The 13,717-nt window shown below is 68.2% G+C and carries 13 protein-coding genes; 8 read left to right on the forward strand and 5 right to left on the reverse strand.

Going from position 1 to position 13,717, the window contains the following annotated elements:
* The first annotated feature begins 128 nt into the window (after positions 1-128).
* Positions 129-581, forward strand: a complete 453-nt coding sequence (locus tag ACMT1E_RS12280; RefSeq protein WP_414900582.1) for a peptidylprolyl isomerase — start codon at positions 129-131, stop codon at positions 579-581.
* Between the two features lie 39 nt (positions 582-620).
* Here the strand turns inward: ACMT1E_RS12280 and ACMT1E_RS12285 are convergent, their stop codons facing one another.
* Complete coding sequence (locus ACMT1E_RS12285; RefSeq protein WP_414900583.1) at positions 621-1,502, reverse strand: LysR substrate-binding domain-containing protein; 882 nt, start codon at positions 1,500-1,502, stop codon at positions 621-623.
* A 325-nt stretch (positions 1,503-1,827) separates the two neighbouring features.
* On the opposite strand from ACMT1E_RS12285, the gene ACMT1E_RS12290 reads away from it, so the two are divergent.
* Positions 1,828-4,116, forward strand: a complete 2,289-nt coding sequence (locus tag ACMT1E_RS12290; RefSeq protein WP_414900585.1) for a CDC48 family AAA ATPase — start codon at positions 1,828-1,830, stop codon at positions 4,114-4,116.
* On the opposite strand, the gene ACMT1E_RS12295 is transcribed toward ACMT1E_RS12290, so the two are convergent.
* Both ACMT1E_RS12295 and ACMT1E_RS12300 read right to left on the reverse strand, forming a co-directional pair.
* Positions 4,085-5,377, reverse strand: a complete 1,293-nt coding sequence (locus ACMT1E_RS12295; protein ID WP_414900586.1) for an MFS transporter — start codon at positions 5,375-5,377, stop codon at positions 4,085-4,087. The genes ACMT1E_RS12290 and ACMT1E_RS12295 overlap by 32 nt on opposite strands.
* On the reverse strand, positions 5,377-5,700 hold the full coding sequence (locus tag ACMT1E_RS12300; protein ID WP_414900587.1) for an antibiotic biosynthesis monooxygenase family protein: 324 nt from the start codon (positions 5,698-5,700) through the stop codon (positions 5,377-5,379). The genes ACMT1E_RS12295 and ACMT1E_RS12300 overlap by 1 nt, the downstream gene beginning before the upstream one ends.
* An 84-nt stretch (positions 5,701-5,784) precedes the next feature.
* Between ACMT1E_RS12300 and ACMT1E_RS12305 the strand changes: the two genes are divergently transcribed.
* Positions 5,785-6,402, forward strand: a complete 618-nt coding sequence (locus ACMT1E_RS12305; RefSeq protein ID WP_414900588.1) for a class I SAM-dependent methyltransferase — start codon at positions 5,785-5,787, stop codon at positions 6,400-6,402.
* 16 nt (positions 6,403-6,418) lie between these two features.
* Here the strand turns inward: ACMT1E_RS12305 and ACMT1E_RS12310 are convergent, their stop codons facing one another.
* Positions 6,419-7,585: a phospholipase D-like domain-containing protein gene (locus ACMT1E_RS12310; RefSeq protein WP_414900589.1), complete on the reverse strand. Its 1,167-nt coding sequence runs from the start codon at positions 7,583-7,585 to the stop codon at positions 6,419-6,421.
* A 129-nt stretch (positions 7,586-7,714) separates the two neighbouring features.
* Between ACMT1E_RS12310 and rpoZ the strand changes: the two genes are divergently transcribed.
* Positions 7,715-8,056: a DNA-directed RNA polymerase subunit omega gene (gene rpoZ / locus ACMT1E_RS12315; protein WP_414900591.1), complete on the forward strand. Its 342-nt coding sequence runs from the start codon at positions 7,715-7,717 to the stop codon at positions 8,054-8,056.
* 113 nt (positions 8,057-8,169) lie between these two features.
* Here the strand turns inward: rpoZ and ACMT1E_RS12320 are convergent, their stop codons facing one another.
* Positions 8,170-8,646 carry a winged helix-turn-helix transcriptional regulator gene (locus ACMT1E_RS12320; RefSeq protein WP_414900592.1) on the reverse strand — a complete coding sequence of 159 codons (477 nt, stop codon included), beginning with the start codon at positions 8,644-8,646 and terminating at the stop codon, positions 8,170-8,172.
* Positions 8,647-8,780: 134 nt separating this feature from the next.
* Here ACMT1E_RS12320 and ACMT1E_RS12325 point away from each other — a divergent pair, with 134 nt between their 5' ends.
* The 4 genes from ACMT1E_RS12325 (at position 8,781) to ACMT1E_RS12340 (ending at position 13,692) form a co-directional block, all read left to right on the forward strand.
* Complete coding sequence (locus tag ACMT1E_RS12325) at positions 8,781-9,092, forward strand: CC_3452 family protein (protein WP_414900594.1); 312 nt, start codon at positions 8,781-8,783, stop codon at positions 9,090-9,092.
* Positions 9,093-9,201: 109 nt separating this feature from the next.
* On the forward strand, positions 9,202-11,292 hold the full coding sequence (locus ACMT1E_RS12330) for a RelA/SpoT family protein (RefSeq protein WP_414900595.1): 2,091 nt from the start codon (positions 9,202-9,204) through the stop codon (positions 11,290-11,292).
* Positions 11,293-11,347: 55 nt separating this feature from the next.
* On the forward strand, positions 11,348-12,538 hold the full coding sequence (locus ACMT1E_RS12335; protein WP_414900597.1) for an acyl-CoA dehydrogenase: 1,191 nt from the start codon (positions 11,348-11,350) through the stop codon (positions 12,536-12,538).
* Positions 12,535-13,692, forward strand: coding sequence for a CaiB/BaiF CoA transferase family protein (locus ACMT1E_RS12340; protein WP_414900598.1), 1,158 nt, complete (start codon positions 12,535-12,537; stop codon positions 13,690-13,692). Before ACMT1E_RS12335 ends, ACMT1E_RS12340 begins: the two co-directional genes overlap by 4 nt.
* The last annotated feature ends 25 nt before the right edge of the window (positions 13,693-13,717 follow it).

Raw genomic sequence — 13,717 nt, forward strand, 5'->3', positions numbered from 1 at the left:
TGCGCTCCTCACTCTCGATCCCGGTGGCGCACCGCCTTAGGCGCGTCGGGCGCGGAATGGCAATCTCCTTCCATCCGGCGCGCCCGGCCCTATATGGGCCACCTTCCCACACGCGCAGGAGACCGCCGATGGCCGACGCCGAAACCCTGACCTTCACCCTGGACACCGGCGATGTCGTCATCCGCCTGCGCCCGGACCTCGCCCCGAACCACGTCGCCCGCATCAGCGAGCTGGCGCGCGAGGGCTTTTACGACGGCGTCGTGTTCCACCGCGTCATCGACGGATTCATGGCGCAGGGCGGCGACCCGACCGGCACCGGCACCAGCGGCTCGTCCAAGCCGGACCTGAAGCAGGAATTCTCCGCCGAACCGCATGTTCGCGGCGTCTGCTCGATGGCGCGCACCTCAAACCCGGACAGCGCCAACAGCCAGTTCTTCATCTGCTTCGACGACGCCCGCTTCCTCGACCGTCAGTACACGGTCTGGGGTGAAGTGGTGTCGGGCATGGAGCATGTCGACGCGCTGCCGAAGGGCGAGCCGCCGCGTAGCCCCGGCAAGATCGTCAAGGCGACCGTCGCCTGATGCCGTCCAGGTGGCGGCCGGGCGCCCGCCCGGCCGCCATCACACCTTGATCGTCTTGATCAGCCAGTCGCGAAACAGGCGCACGGCACGCGATTCCAGCGCCCGCGGTCGGCAGACGAACCAGTAGCTGTACGGGCTGGCAAGGTCGAAACCGAACAGGCTGGTCAACCTGTCGTCATGCGCCTCGATCAGGTGGCTTTCGTGCATGAACGCGACGCCAAGCCCCTGCGCGACCGCGTCGAGCATCAACTGCCCCGAATCCAGCTGGTCGATCGCCATCGGTTCCAGCTCCGGCAGGCCGACCGCCTCGCGAAACACATTGAAATTTTCCGGCATGTCACGGTGGAGCAGCACGGTTGTCCGCGCCAGGTCCGCCGGCTCGCGGATGCCGTCCGCTCCCTCGGTCAACGACCGCGCGGCAATGGCAAGGATCCGGTTGCGGTCCAGCCGGTAGGCGTAGAGAGCCGGGTCGATATCGCGCGCCAGCGCGATCGCGGCGTCAAGCCCGTCACCCAGCCGGGTGACGCTGTGCGCCGCGGTATCGATGTCGATATGCAGGTCGGGGTGCCGGGCGCGCAGGTCGCCAAGGCGGGGGAACAGCCGCTGTGACGCGAATAGCGGCGGCACGCCCAGCCGGAAACGGAGCAGCGCGGTACCGCTCATCAACTGCTCGATCGCCTCGCCCAGCGCATCGAGCGGCGGCGAAGCGGCTTCCAAAAAGCGCAAACCGACGTCGTTCAGGCGGATCGCCTGATGACCACGATCGAACAGCGGCTTGCCGACGAACCGCTCCAGCGCCTGCACCCGGCGGCTGAGCGCGGGAGACGACAACGCCAGTTCCTCAGCCGCGGCCTTGATCGAGCCAAGCCGCGCAACCTGGATGAACGCCTCGATCGCGGTGAGCGGGGGCAGACGCCGCATATGCCGTTCCTTGTGCGATGCAAATAAAAGTCTAGTTCAGCAGTCGAAATTCCGTGAGCGCCGGAATCTCCCGATCCTCTGTCTATCACGATTGCATAATTTGCAACTCACATTTGGTATTTCGCACTTGCACAAAAACCGATTCGAACGCAAACAGGACGGGCCTTTCAGGCATCCTCTCCTAAAACTTCAAAGCCGGTCCTTCGGGGCCGGCTCTTTTTTTGCCCGCGCTTTCCCTTCCTGCCCGAAGCACAAGGGGGTCGCAACCTGCCGGCGGCGTACCTATGTCTGGCATCCGACAACGCGAAGAGAGGGCAAGGCGGCAATGGCCGATAGTGACGAAGGGCGGAAGATCCAGGTTGCCAACGCCCGGCCCGAAGACAGCGGCCGCGGCCTCGCCCGCATTCCGCGCGCGGTGATGACGGCGCTGGGCCTGCAGGAAGGCGACGTCGTCGAAATCGCCGGCAAACGCACCACCGCCGCCCGCGCGCTCCTCCCCTATAGCGAGGACGAAGGGCTGGACATCCTGCGCCTCGACGGGCTGCAGCGCGCCAATGCCGGCGCCGGCTCCGGCGACATCGTCACTCTGCGCAAGGCGGAATCGAAACCGGCGCAGCGCGTCGTCTTCGCCCCGGCCCAGCAGAATCTGCGGCTGCAAGGCTCGTCGATGGCGCTGAAACGCACCTTCTACGGCCGCCCGCTCAGCGCCGGCGACGTCGTCGCCACCGCTGGCCATCAGCAATCCAATGTGCCGCCGCAGGTGCGCCAGATGATCGCGGCGCCGGCCTACGCGCTGCAGGAAATCCGGCTGGTCGTCGTCGCCGCGACCCCCAAGGGCATCGTCCATATCGACGAGAATACCGAGGTCGAGCTGCGGCCCGAATATGAGGAACCGCGCGACGCCCGCCGCGCCGACGTCACCTACGACGACATCGGCGGCCTCGGCGCGACCATCCACCAGTTGCGCGAGATGGTCGAACTGCCGCTGCGCTATCCCGAACTGTTTCAGCGCCTCGGCGTCGACCCGCCGCGCGGGGTGCTGCTCCACGGGCCGCCCGGCACCGGCAAGACCCGGCTGGCCCGCGCCGTCGCCAACGAGAGCGATGCCGAATTCTTCCTGATCAATGGCCCGGAGATCATGGGCTCCGCCTATGGCGAGAGCGAGAAGGCGCTGCGCGAGGTGTTCGAGCAGGCAACCCAGCGGGCGCCGTCGATCATCTTCATCGACGAGATCGATTCGATCGCGCCGAAGCGCGGCCAGGTGCAGGGCGAGGCCGAAAAGCGGCTGGTCGCCCAGCTGCTGACGCTGATGGACGGGCTGGAGGCGCGCGCCAATCTGGTGGTGATCGCCGCGACCAACCGGCCCGAGGCGATCGACGAGGCGCTGCGCCGCCCCGGCCGTTTCGACCGGGAAATCATCATCGGCGTGCCGGACGAGCTTGGCCGGCGCGAGATTCTGGCGATCCACACCCGCGGCATGCCGCTCGGCGAAGGCGTCAACCTTGATGAACTGGCGCGCACCACCTTCGGCTTCGTCGGCGCCGACCTCGCCGCGCTGACCCGCGAGGCGGCGATCGAGGCGGTGCGGCGGATCATGCCGCGCATCAACCTGGAGGAACGGACGATCCCGCCGGATGTGCTGGAATCGCTGTCCGTCACCCGCGCCGATTTCGTCGAGGCGCTGAAGCGGGTGCAGCCGTCGGCAATGCGCGAGGTGATGGTCCAGGCGCCGACGACGCGCTGGGACGACATCGGCGGCGTCGACGAGGCGCGCGAACGGCTGCGCGAGGGCGTCGAACTGCCGCTGAAGGACCCGGCGGCGTTCCGGCGGCTCGGCATCCGCCCGGCCAAGGGCTTCCTGCTCTACGGCCCGCCCGGCACCGGCAAGACATTGCTGGCCAAGGCGGTCGCGCACGAGGCGCAGGCCAATTTCATTGCCACCAAGTCGTCCGACCTGCTGAGCAAATGGTACGGCGAGAGCGAACAGCAGATCGCCCGTCTGTTCAGCCGGGCGCGGCAGGTGGCGCCGACGGTGATCTTCCTCGACGAACTCGATTCGCTGGTCCCGGCGCGCGGCGGCGGGCTGGGCGAACCGCAGGTGACGGAACGGGTGGTCAACACCATCCTCGCCGAGATGGACGGGCTGGAAGAACTGCAATCGGTCGTCGTCATCGGCGCGACCAACCGGCCCAACCTGATCGACCCGGCGCTGCTCCGCCCCGGCCGCTTCGACGAGCTGGTCTATGTCGGTGTGCCCGACGAAGCCGGGCGGCGGCGCATCCTCGGTATCCACACCGCCCGCATGCCGATCGCCGGCGATGTCGACCTCGACGCGCTGGCGGCGCGGACGGAACGGTTCACCGGCGCCGATCTCGAGGACCTGGTCCGCCGTGCCGGCCTCAGTGCGCTACGCCGCTCGCTCGACTCGGTCGAAGTGTCGATGGCCGATTTCGAGGACGGGCTGAAAACCACCCGCGCCTCGGTCACGCAGGAAATGGAGCGCGATTACGAACAGATCGCCGCCAAGCTGAAACAGGACGCCAGCGGCATGGACACGATCGGCTTCATCGCGCCGGGCATGCTCACCCCGCGCGGGCAGAAGGGCGGAGACTGACGATCGCATAGCCGGCAAGCACGAACAGCGCCGCGCCGGCGGCAAGATAGGGCAGCGGCCCCCACAGCTCGTACAGGCCGACGCCGATCGACGGACCAAGGACATAGGCGGCGCCGTTGACCGCCGTCGTCCGCCCGGCGACGGCGCCCTGTTCCTCGGCGCCGACCGCCAGCGACGCGCCGGCGGTAAAGGCCGGGCGCAGAAAGCCGAAGCCGAGCGAGGCGATGCCGGTCGCCACCGCGATCGCATAGAGCGATCCGGCGACGCCGATCAGCGCGCAACCGGCGGCGGCGCTGATCCCGCCCCAGATCGCCAGGCTGCGCGGGCTGAGGTCGAGCAGCGGGATCACCCCCCATTGCGCGAGCAGCGTCGCCCCCGCCCCGGTCATCAATACGATACCGATCGCCTGCTGCGCCTCGATCGGCGGCAGGCCGAGCCGATCGATGACGAGGAAGCCGATCGCCTGGCTGGTCATCGCCTGCGCGTGGCCGGTGACGAGGCCGACGACCATCCACGGCCAGATCCGCCGGTCGGTCAGCTTGATCTCGCGCGGCGGCCCCTCGGCGGTGGCGGCAACGATGCTGGCGCCGGTGCCCTCGCCGCCGATCGAGGGATAGCTGGTCACCGCGCCCTTCGCCGTCGCCTCCGGCGCGTCGTCGGACAGATAGCGCAGGACCAGCCACAGCACGACCGCGCCGAAGCCGGCGAAGACGAAGGCCGGCCCGGCCAGCCCGACCAGCGGCAGCACGAAGAACGGCGCAAAGGCCGGCCCCAATATCGTGCCGAGGCCGAAGGCTGAGGCGAGCAGGGTCAGCGCCCGCGTCCGTTCCTCACGCCCGGTGCGCGCGGCAACCATCGCCTGCGCCGCCGGCGGCGCGGCGGCGCCGAAACCGCCATAGATGATCCGCGCGAAAATAAACGCGACCATCGCCGCCGTGCCGCCGATCCAGCCCAGCACGCCGGCGGCAAGGAACACGCCGCACAGGATGACCGACAGGGTGAAACCGGCGATGCCGAGCGCGACCATCCGCTTGCGCCCCGACCGGTCGGACCGCCGCGCCCAGGCCGGGGCAACCGCCACCCAGACGAGCGCCGACACCGAAAAGGCCAGCGCAACCGCGCTGTCGCGCACGCCAAGCGAACGGCCCAGCGCCGGCAGCACGGATTGCAGCGCGGTATTGCCGGCGGCGATGGTCAGCATCACCAGGAACAGCAGGCCGAAATCGCGATCGACGCGCCCGCCCCCGGCCCGCCGCTGCATTACGCCCGCCCCCAGGCATAGGCGCGGTCGACGGTGGCGACGACGACCTGATAGTCGTCATACCACACGCCCCGGCCGCGCTCGCGGATCGCCGCGTGCTCCGGCTGGTCGCGCCAGGCGAGCGCCGCCGCCTCATCCGCCCAGTAGCTGACGGTGATCCCGCGCCGGTCCTCGGCGCGAACGCTGGTCATGGCGACATAACCCGGCTGGCGGGCGGCCAGCCGGACCATCGCGTCGGCCGCGGCGGCATAGCCGGCGTCGTCGTCGGCGCTGCGCGTCGAAACGAAGATGACGGCGGTCATACCGGTAAGAATTTGCGCCATATCGAGGCCATAGGGGCGCCGCGCGCTTGAATAAAGGCCACGGATTTGCGACGGCACGATTTCAGGACCGTTCACGGAGTCATGATGTCCGTTTCTTCCGCCCAGCATCGCAGCAAGTCCCGCAACAGCTTCGCGCACCGCAGCCGGCCGCTGGCGATGTTCTTCTCGGGCTTCCTGAAGCATCCGGTCATGGTCGGCTCGATCATCCCGTCTTCACCGATGCTGATCGACAAGATGCTGAAGCCGGTCGACTGGGCGTCGACGAAACTGTTCGTGGAATACGGCCCCGGCGTCGGCACCTTCTGCCGCCCGGTTCTGGAAAAAATGGCGCCGGATGCGACGTTGATCGCCATCGATACCAACGCTGATTTCGTCTCCTATCTGCGCGACGAGATCCCCGATCCGCGCTTCAAGGTGGTCAACGGTTCGGCCGCCGATGTCGGCCGCATCGTCCGCGACCATGGTTTCGCCCACGCGGATTACGTCCTGTCCGGCCTGCCCTTCTCCACCCTCCCCGCCGGCATCGGCCCGCGCATCGCGTCGGAAACGGCCGCGATCCTGCGCCCCGGCGGGGCGTTCCTGGTCTATCAGTTCAGCCCCAAGGTCCGCGACTTCATCGCCCCGCATTTCAAACGGATCGACCACGGCTTCGAATTCTGGAACGTCCCGCCCGCGCAGCTCTATTGGGCGTGGAAGGACTGACGCGTCAGGGCTGACCTTAGCTTCCGTCGACGTCGAAATTCAGCCGGCTGGTGATGTTGTAGTCGAGCACCGCCACGATGAAATAGCACAGCGCCCACCGCATCCGCAGGAGCAGCGTGCGCCATCCGGTTACGTCCGCCAGCGTCCATTCCCGGCACTGCGCCAGTTCGCCGTCAAAATAAGCGCGCATCCGGTCGGCGAAGCCGGCGTCTTTCACCGCCAGCATGATCTCCATGTTCAGATACAGGCTGCGGATATCGAAATTGGCGCTGCCGATATGGGCGCGATCCTCGACGATCATCAGCTTGGTGTGCAGCTTGCCCGGCTGGTACTCGAACACCCGGACTCCCCGGCGGAGCAGCCCGGCATAGCAGAAACGCGCCGCGCCGATCGTCGTCGTGTTATCGGACTGGGCGGCGGTCATCACCCGCGCCGCACCGCGCCGGCCAATCCGCTCCACCCGCCGCAGCACCGCCGGGTTCGGCGCGAAATAGGCGGTGCCAAGGTCCAGCCGGTGGGCGTGCTGCAACTCGCGCTTCACCGCCCGCGCCCACGGGTTCAGCCGCCGGGTCGGCCCACCGAGCAGCCAGTGCACCCGGCCATGGCGCGGCTGCCAGCCTTTCAGCGCGCGGCGCAGCGCGCGCAGGCGCGGGTGCGGGTGCTGACTCCATTCGAGCAATCGGTCGAAATAAACGGCCAGCGGTGTCGCCGCCGCCCCGTCGAGCAGCAGCCCCAGGTCGCGCCAGCCGCCTTCGCCGGGCGACAGGAAATAATCGTCGGCGATGTTGAACCCGCCGATCAGCACCCGCCTGTCGTCGGCCAGCGCCATCTTCTGGTGGTTGCGCAGCAGGTAACGGCGGCCGAAACGCGGGATGAAGCAGCAAAAACGGCCGCCCAGCTCGGTCAGCGGCGCGAAGAACCGCCGGTCGCACGCCTCCGCGCTGCCGAACCCGTCGACAAGCAGCGACACGTCCACCCCGCGCACCGCCGCCGCCATCAGCGCGTCGCGCACCCGCAACCCGGCATGGTCGGGCGCGAAGCTGTAGTAAAGCAGGCGCAGGCTATGCTCCGCGCCGTCGATCAGGTCGATCAGCGCGGCCAGGCGCTCCGGCCCCTCGGTCATCAATCGCAACCGGTTGCCGTCGATCAGCGCATTGTCCCCGTCGATCGCCGCGTCACCCATGGCGCAGGGATGCCGTGCCCGACGGAGGGAGGCAAGCCGGCACCGCCGCCCCGCCCTTTTCATTGACATCGGCGGCCCGCGTCGCTACCTGCGTGCCCTTCCTTCCATCGCGATGAAGCTGGAGCGACTATGGCGCGCGTTACCGTCGAGGATTGTGTCGACAAGGTGCCCAACCGGTTCGACCTGGTGCTGGTCGCGGCGCAGCGCGCGCGCCAGATTTCCGGCGGCGCCGATCTGACCCTCGACCGTGACCGGGACAAAAATCCGGTCGTCGCCCTGCGCGAGATCGCCGAAGAGACGATCCACCCGGACGACCTGCGCGAGTCGGTGGTCCAGCTGCTCCAGCGCGTCCAGGTCGATGATGAGGACGCGCCCGACGCGATCGGTTCGCTCAGCCAGTCGGCGGAGGCGCTGCGCCTGACCGCCGCAGCGCCGCCGCGCAACCAGAATCTCGGCGCCGATTACGAATAACTGAGGCCCCTTCGCCACGGCGAAGGGCGCCCTCCGGCCGGCCACCTGTCCGGCCAACGACCTGAAAGTCTCGCAACAGCGGGCGCCACCGGCCCCCGCATCCGCCGCCGGGGCTACTTCGCCCCCACCGCGCCGGCCAGTTCCGCGCGGTCGCGGAAACACAGATCCTCCCATTCCAGCGGCCGCCCGTCATGGGCGTAGACGCGGATCGGCCGCACCGGTGCGCCGTCGCGTGTGTCGACCAGCACCGGATTGGACGGGCAGCCGGTCTCCCACCGTTCCCCCCACTGGCGCAGGGCGATCATCGTCGGCAGCAGCGCGGCGCCCTTGTCGGTCAACCGGTACTCCACCTTGCGGCGGTCGCCGGGGCAGGCCTGCCGCTCCAGAATCCCCGCCGCGACCAGCCGCGCCAGCCGGTTGGCGAGAATATTGCGGGCAATGCCAAGGCTCGCCTGCATTTCCTGGAAATGCTGCAAGCCGTTGAATGCCGCGCGCAGGATCAGAAAAGACCAGCGCTCGCCCATCGCCTCCAGCGCGGCCGGCAGGCTGCACTGCAAGGCAAGATGCGGCAGGGGGGCGGGTTTTTCCATGATCGCCAAGGCTAGACCAGCCCGTGCGCCAGGCGAAACGAAAAAATGCCTCCCGGTTTCATCTGAAAACTTGACGGCGTAAACTTGACGCTGTAAATATCGGATCGCCCCTCAGCGAAATGGGAAAGACCCCGATGCTTCGTTCTCTCAGCCTGGCCGGCGCGCTTGCCGCGTCGTCCCTGTTCGTCTCGGCCCCCGCCGCTGCCCAGCCGGGCGCCTTCTACAACGCCATTCCGGCGACCGCCCCCGCCGCCGGGCGCACCGTGATCCGCGACCAGATCTGGTCGTGCGACGATAACAGTTGCGTGTCCGCCCGGGGCGACAGCCGCCCGGCGGTGGTCTGCGCCGTCGCCGCGCGCCAACTGGGCCGGCTGACCGCCTTCACCGTCAATGGCGAGGCGTTCGACGCCGCCGCGCTGGACAAGTGCAACGCCCGCGCGAAATGAACGCGCGCGGGCGCCGGCCCGAAGGGCGCATCCCCTCCCTTTGCGTCCTTCGGGCCACCCGGCATGAAATCTGTTGCATTGCGGCAGGGGGCGGCCCCATCTAGGCCGGATGCTGCGGCAATATGAGCTTGTAGAACGGGTCAAGAGCTACGATCCCGACGCCGACGAGGCGCTGATCAACCGTGCCTATGTGTTTTCGATGCAGGCGCATGGCAGTCAGAAGCGCGCCTCCGGCGATCCCTATTTCAGCCATCCGATCGAAGTCGCCGGCATATTGACCGACCTGCGGCTGGACGGCGAGACGATCGCCACCGCCATTCTCCATGACACGATCGAGGACACGGTCGCGACGCCGGAGGAAATCGAAAAGCTGTTCGGCGCCAACGTCGCCCGGCTGGTCGACGGCGTCACCAAACTGTCGAAGATCGAAGCGCAGACCGAGAACGAACGCGCCGCCGAAAACCTGCGCAAATTTCTGCTCGCCATGTCGGACGACATCCGCGTGCTGCTGGTCAAGCTGGCCGACCGGCTGCACAACATGCGCACCCTCCACTTCATCAAGAACGAAGACCGGCGCCGCCGCATCGCCCGCGAGACGATGGATATCTATGCCCCGCTCGCCGAACGGATCGGCATGTACGAATTCATGAATGAAATGCAGACACTGGCCTTCCAGCAGCTGGAACCGGAAGCCTATGCCTCGATCACCCGGCGGCTGGAACTGCTCGAAGCCGACGGCGGCGACCGGATCGCGCGGATTTCGTCCGGGTTGAAGCTGCTGCTCGGGCGCGGCGGGCTGGACGCGGAGATCAACGGCCGGCGCAAGCACCCCTATTCGATCTGGCGCAAGATGCAGGAACGCCACATCAGCTTCGAACAGCTTTCGGACGTGATGGCGTTCCGCGCGATCGTGCCGACGGTGGAGGATTGCTATAAGGCGCTCGGCATCATCCACCGCCGCTGGCCGATGGTGCCGGGGCGGTTCAAGGACTATATCTCGACGCCGAAGCGCAACGGCTACAAGTCGCTGCACACCGCCGTCATCCATGCGGAAAACATGCGGGTGGAAATCCAGATCCGCAGCGAGGCGATGCACGCTCAGGCCGAATTCGGCCTCGCCGCCCACTGGGCCTACAAGCAGGACAGCAAGAAGGGGCCGGACGGGCAGGTCGGCTGGATCAGGGACCTGATCGAAATCCTGGAAACGGCGGGCAGCCCGGAAGAGCTGCTCGAACACACCCGGATGGCGATGTATCAGGACCGCATCTTCGCCTTCACGCCGAAGGGGGAACTGTATCAGCTTCCCAAGGGCGCCACCCCGGTGGATTTCGCCTATGCCGTGCACACCGACCTTGGCGACACCGCGGTCGGCGCCAAGATCAACGGCCGCGTTGTCCCGCTGCGCACCCCGATCGTCAACGGCGATCAGGTGCAGATATTGCGCTCCAAGGCGCAGGAGCCGCAGCCGGCCTGGCTGAACTTCGTCGTCACCGGCAAGGCGCGCGCCGCCATCCGCCGCTTCGTCCGCCACAAGGAACGCGACGAGGGCATGGCGCTCGGCCGCAAGCTGTATGACGAAATCGTCGCCCGCCTGCCCGCGCAGCTCGCGCCGGACGCGCTGAAAGAGGCGCTGCAACGGCTGAAGATGGATGACGAACCGGCGTTGATGATTGCCATTGCGCGCGGTCAGATCAGCGATGCCGGGCTGATGGAGGCTTTGATGCCCGGCTCCTCCGGCGGCGACGCTGAAACCGCGCCGCGCCAGCGTGAAGCGATCTCGATCAAGGGGCTGACCCCCGGCGTCGCCTTCGTCCTCGCTTCGTGCTGCCACCCGGTGCCCGGCGACCGCATCGTCGGCCTGCGCCACCCCGACGAGCCGATCGAGGTCCACGCCATCGGCTGCCCGAAGCTGGCCGACGGCGTCGATGCCGACTGGATCGACCTGTCCTGGCGCGACGGGTCCGACGGCGCCGTCGCCCGGCTCGCGGTGGTGCTGAAGAACGAACCCGGCGCACTCGGGGTGATGGCCAGCGTCATCGGCGCGCACAAGGCGAACATTCTCAATCTGCGCCTCGACAATCGCGACGGCGGTTTCCACAGTTTTGTGCTCGATCTGGAAGTGCGCGACCTGCATCACCTGACCCGCATCCTCGCGGCGCTGCGCGCGGCGGAGGCGGTCAGCTCGGCGACCCGCCTGTAGCGGTCCGCCCGGACAATCATCTGGCCCGCGCGCCGGGCCGCAGAGGGAGGCAAATATGGCTGAAACGATCGCGCGTCTGCGCTGGGATGATCCACTGTTGCTCGACGAACAGCTGAGCGACGAGGAACGGGCGATCCGCGACACCGCCCACGCCTATGCCCAGGACAAGCTGGCGCCGCGCGTCATCGCCGCCTTCCGCGACGAGACGCAGGACCCGTCGCTCTTCCGCGAGATGGGCGAACTCGGCCTGCTCGGGTTGACCCTGCCGGAAGAATATGGCGGCGCCGGCGCCTCCTATGTCGCCTACGGCCTCGTCGCGCGCGAGGTGGAGCGCGTCGACTCCGGCTATCGCTCGATGATGAGCGTACAGTCGTCGCTCGTCATGCACCCGATCTTCGCCTATGGCGACGCGGCGCAGCGGGCGAAATACCTGCCCCGGCTGGCAACCGGCGAATGGATCGGCTGCTTCGGCCTGACCGAGCCGGATGCCGGCTCCGACCCCGGCGGCATGCGGACGCGGGCGGAAAAGATTGACGGCGGTTACCGGCTGTCCGGCTCCAAGACGTGGATTTCCAACGCCCCCTTCGCCGACGTGTTCGTCATCTGGGCGAAATCGGACGCGCATGACGGCGCGATCCGCGGCTTCGTCCTGGAAAAGGGCGCGAAGGGCCTGTCCGCGCCGAAGATCGAAGGCAAGCTGTCGCTGCGCACCTCGACCACGGGCATGATCATGCTCGACGGGGTCGAGGTCGGCGAAGACGCGCTGCTGCCCAACGTGTCGGGGCTGAAGGGGCCGTTCGGCTGCCTCAACCGCGCACGCTACGGCATCGCCTGGGGCGCGATGGGCGCGGCCGAGGATTGCTGGCACCGCGCCCGCGCCTACACCCTCGACCGCAAGCAGTTTGGCCGCCCCCTCGCCGCCACCCAGCTGGTCCAGAAGAAGCTGGCCGACATGCAGACGGAAATCACCCTCGGCCTGCAGGCGGCGCTGCGCGTCGGCCGGCTGTTCGACGAAGGCCGGATGGCGCCGGAAATGGTCAGCATCGTCAAGCGCAACAATTGCGGCAAGGCGCTCGACATCGCCCGCGCCGCCCGCGATATGCACGGGGGCAACGGCATCGCCGAGGAATATCACGTCATGCGCCACGCGATGAACCTGGAAACGGTCAACACCTACGAAGGCGCGCACGACGTGCATGCGCTGATTCTTGGCCGGGCGATCACCGGCCTGTCGGCGTTCGCGTGAAGCCGCTCGCCGGCGTCCGCGTCCTCGAACTGGCCCGCATCCTCGCCGGGCCGTGGGCCGGGCAGATGCTCGCCGACCTCGGCGCCGACGTCATCAAGGTCGAACGGCGCGGGGCGGGCGACGACACCCGCGCCTGGGGGCCGCCCTTCGTCGAAGGGGCGGACGGCGCGCCGCTGGCGGCCGCCTATTACCATAGCTGCAACCGCGGCAAGCGATCGATCCTCGCCGATTTCGAGTCGGCGGAGGACATCGCCCGGATCAAGGCGCTCGCCGCCGACGCCGACATCCTGATCGAAAATTTCAAGGTCGGCGGCCTCGCCCGCTACGGGCTGGACTGGCCGGCGCTGCGCGCGCTCAATCCGCGCCTGATCTATTGCTCGATCACCGGCTTTGGCCAGACCGGCCCCTACGCGGCGCGCGCCGGCTATGATTATCTGGTGCAGGCGATGGGCGGGCTGATGGCGATTACCGGCGAGCCGGGGCGCGAACCGCAGCGCGTCGGCGTCGCCGTCGCCGATCTGTTCACCGGCGTCTACACCGCCGGCGCGGCGCTGGCCGCGCTCCACCGCCGCGCCGAAACCGGCGAGGGCGGCCATGTCGACATGGCGCTGCTCGATGTGATGACCGGGGTGCTCGCCAACCAGGCGATGAACCTGTTCGTCAGCGGCCAGTCGCCGGGGCTGACCGGCAACAGCCACCCGAATGTGGTCCCCTACCAGCCGTTCGCCACCGCCGACGGGCTGGTCATCGTCGCCACCGGCAACGACCGGCAATATCAGCGCCTCTGCGGCGTGCTCGGCCTACCCGAACTGGCCGACGACCCACGTTTCCTGACCAATGCCGGGCGCGTCGCCAACCGCGATGTGCTGGTCGCCCTGCTCGCCGCACGGACCGCGACGATGGCGCGCGACACTCTGCTCGCGGCGCTGGAGGCGCAGGGCGTGCCCGCCGGGCCGATCAACAGCGTCGCCGAGGCGTTCGCCGATCCGCAGGTAGTCGCGCGGGGCATGCGGGTGGAACTGGCCGCCCCCCATGTCGCCGGCGGGCGCCTGCCGCAGTTGCGCGGCCCGATCCTGCTCGACGGAGAAGCGATGGTCGCCGATCGGCCACCGCCCGCGCTCGGCCAGGACGACGCCGACTGGCAATGGCGCTGATCGCCGGCGCACCGCCTCAACGGTT

This window comes from Sphingomonas flavalba, from assembly GCF_047553045.1.
In the GTDB taxonomy this organism is placed as follows: Bacteria; Pseudomonadota; Alphaproteobacteria; order Sphingomonadales; family Sphingomonadaceae; genus Sphingomonas_L; species Sphingomonas_L flavalba_A.

Coding starts and splice junctions, on each gene's coding strand:
- ACMT1E_RS12280 (WP_414900582.1), top strand. CDS start 129: ATGGCCGACGCCGAAACCCTGACCTTCACCCTGGACACCGGCGATGTC.
- ACMT1E_RS12285 (WP_414900583.1), bottom strand. CDS start 1,502: ATGCGGCGTCTGCCCCCGCTCACCGCGATCGAGGCGTTCATCCAGGTT.
- ACMT1E_RS12290 (WP_414900585.1), top strand. CDS start 1,828: ATGGCCGATAGTGACGAAGGGCGGAAGATCCAGGTTGCCAACGCCCGG.
- ACMT1E_RS12295 (WP_414900586.1), bottom strand. CDS start 5,377: ATGCAGCGGCGGGCCGGGGGCGGGCGCGTCGATCGCGATTTCGGCCTG.
- ACMT1E_RS12300 (WP_414900587.1), bottom strand. CDS start 5,700: ATGGCGCAAATTCTTACCGGTATGACCGCCGTCATCTTCGTTTCGACG.
- ACMT1E_RS12305 (WP_414900588.1), top strand. CDS start 5,785: ATGTCCGTTTCTTCCGCCCAGCATCGCAGCAAGTCCCGCAACAGCTTC.
- ACMT1E_RS12310 (WP_414900589.1), bottom strand. CDS start 7,585: ATGGGTGACGCGGCGATCGACGGGGACAATGCGCTGATCGACGGCAAC.
- rpoZ (WP_414900591.1), top strand. CDS start 7,715: ATGGCGCGCGTTACCGTCGAGGATTGTGTCGACAAGGTGCCCAACCGG.
- ACMT1E_RS12320 (WP_414900592.1), bottom strand. CDS start 8,646: ATGGAAAAACCCGCCCCCCTGCCGCATCTTGCCTTGCAGTGCAGCCTG.
- ACMT1E_RS12325 (WP_414900594.1), top strand. CDS start 8,781: ATGCTTCGTTCTCTCAGCCTGGCCGGCGCGCTTGCCGCGTCGTCCCTG.
- ACMT1E_RS12330 (WP_414900595.1), top strand. CDS start 9,202: ATGCTGCGGCAATATGAGCTTGTAGAACGGGTCAAGAGCTACGATCCC.
- ACMT1E_RS12335 (WP_414900597.1), top strand. CDS start 11,348: ATGGCTGAAACGATCGCGCGTCTGCGCTGGGATGATCCACTGTTGCTC.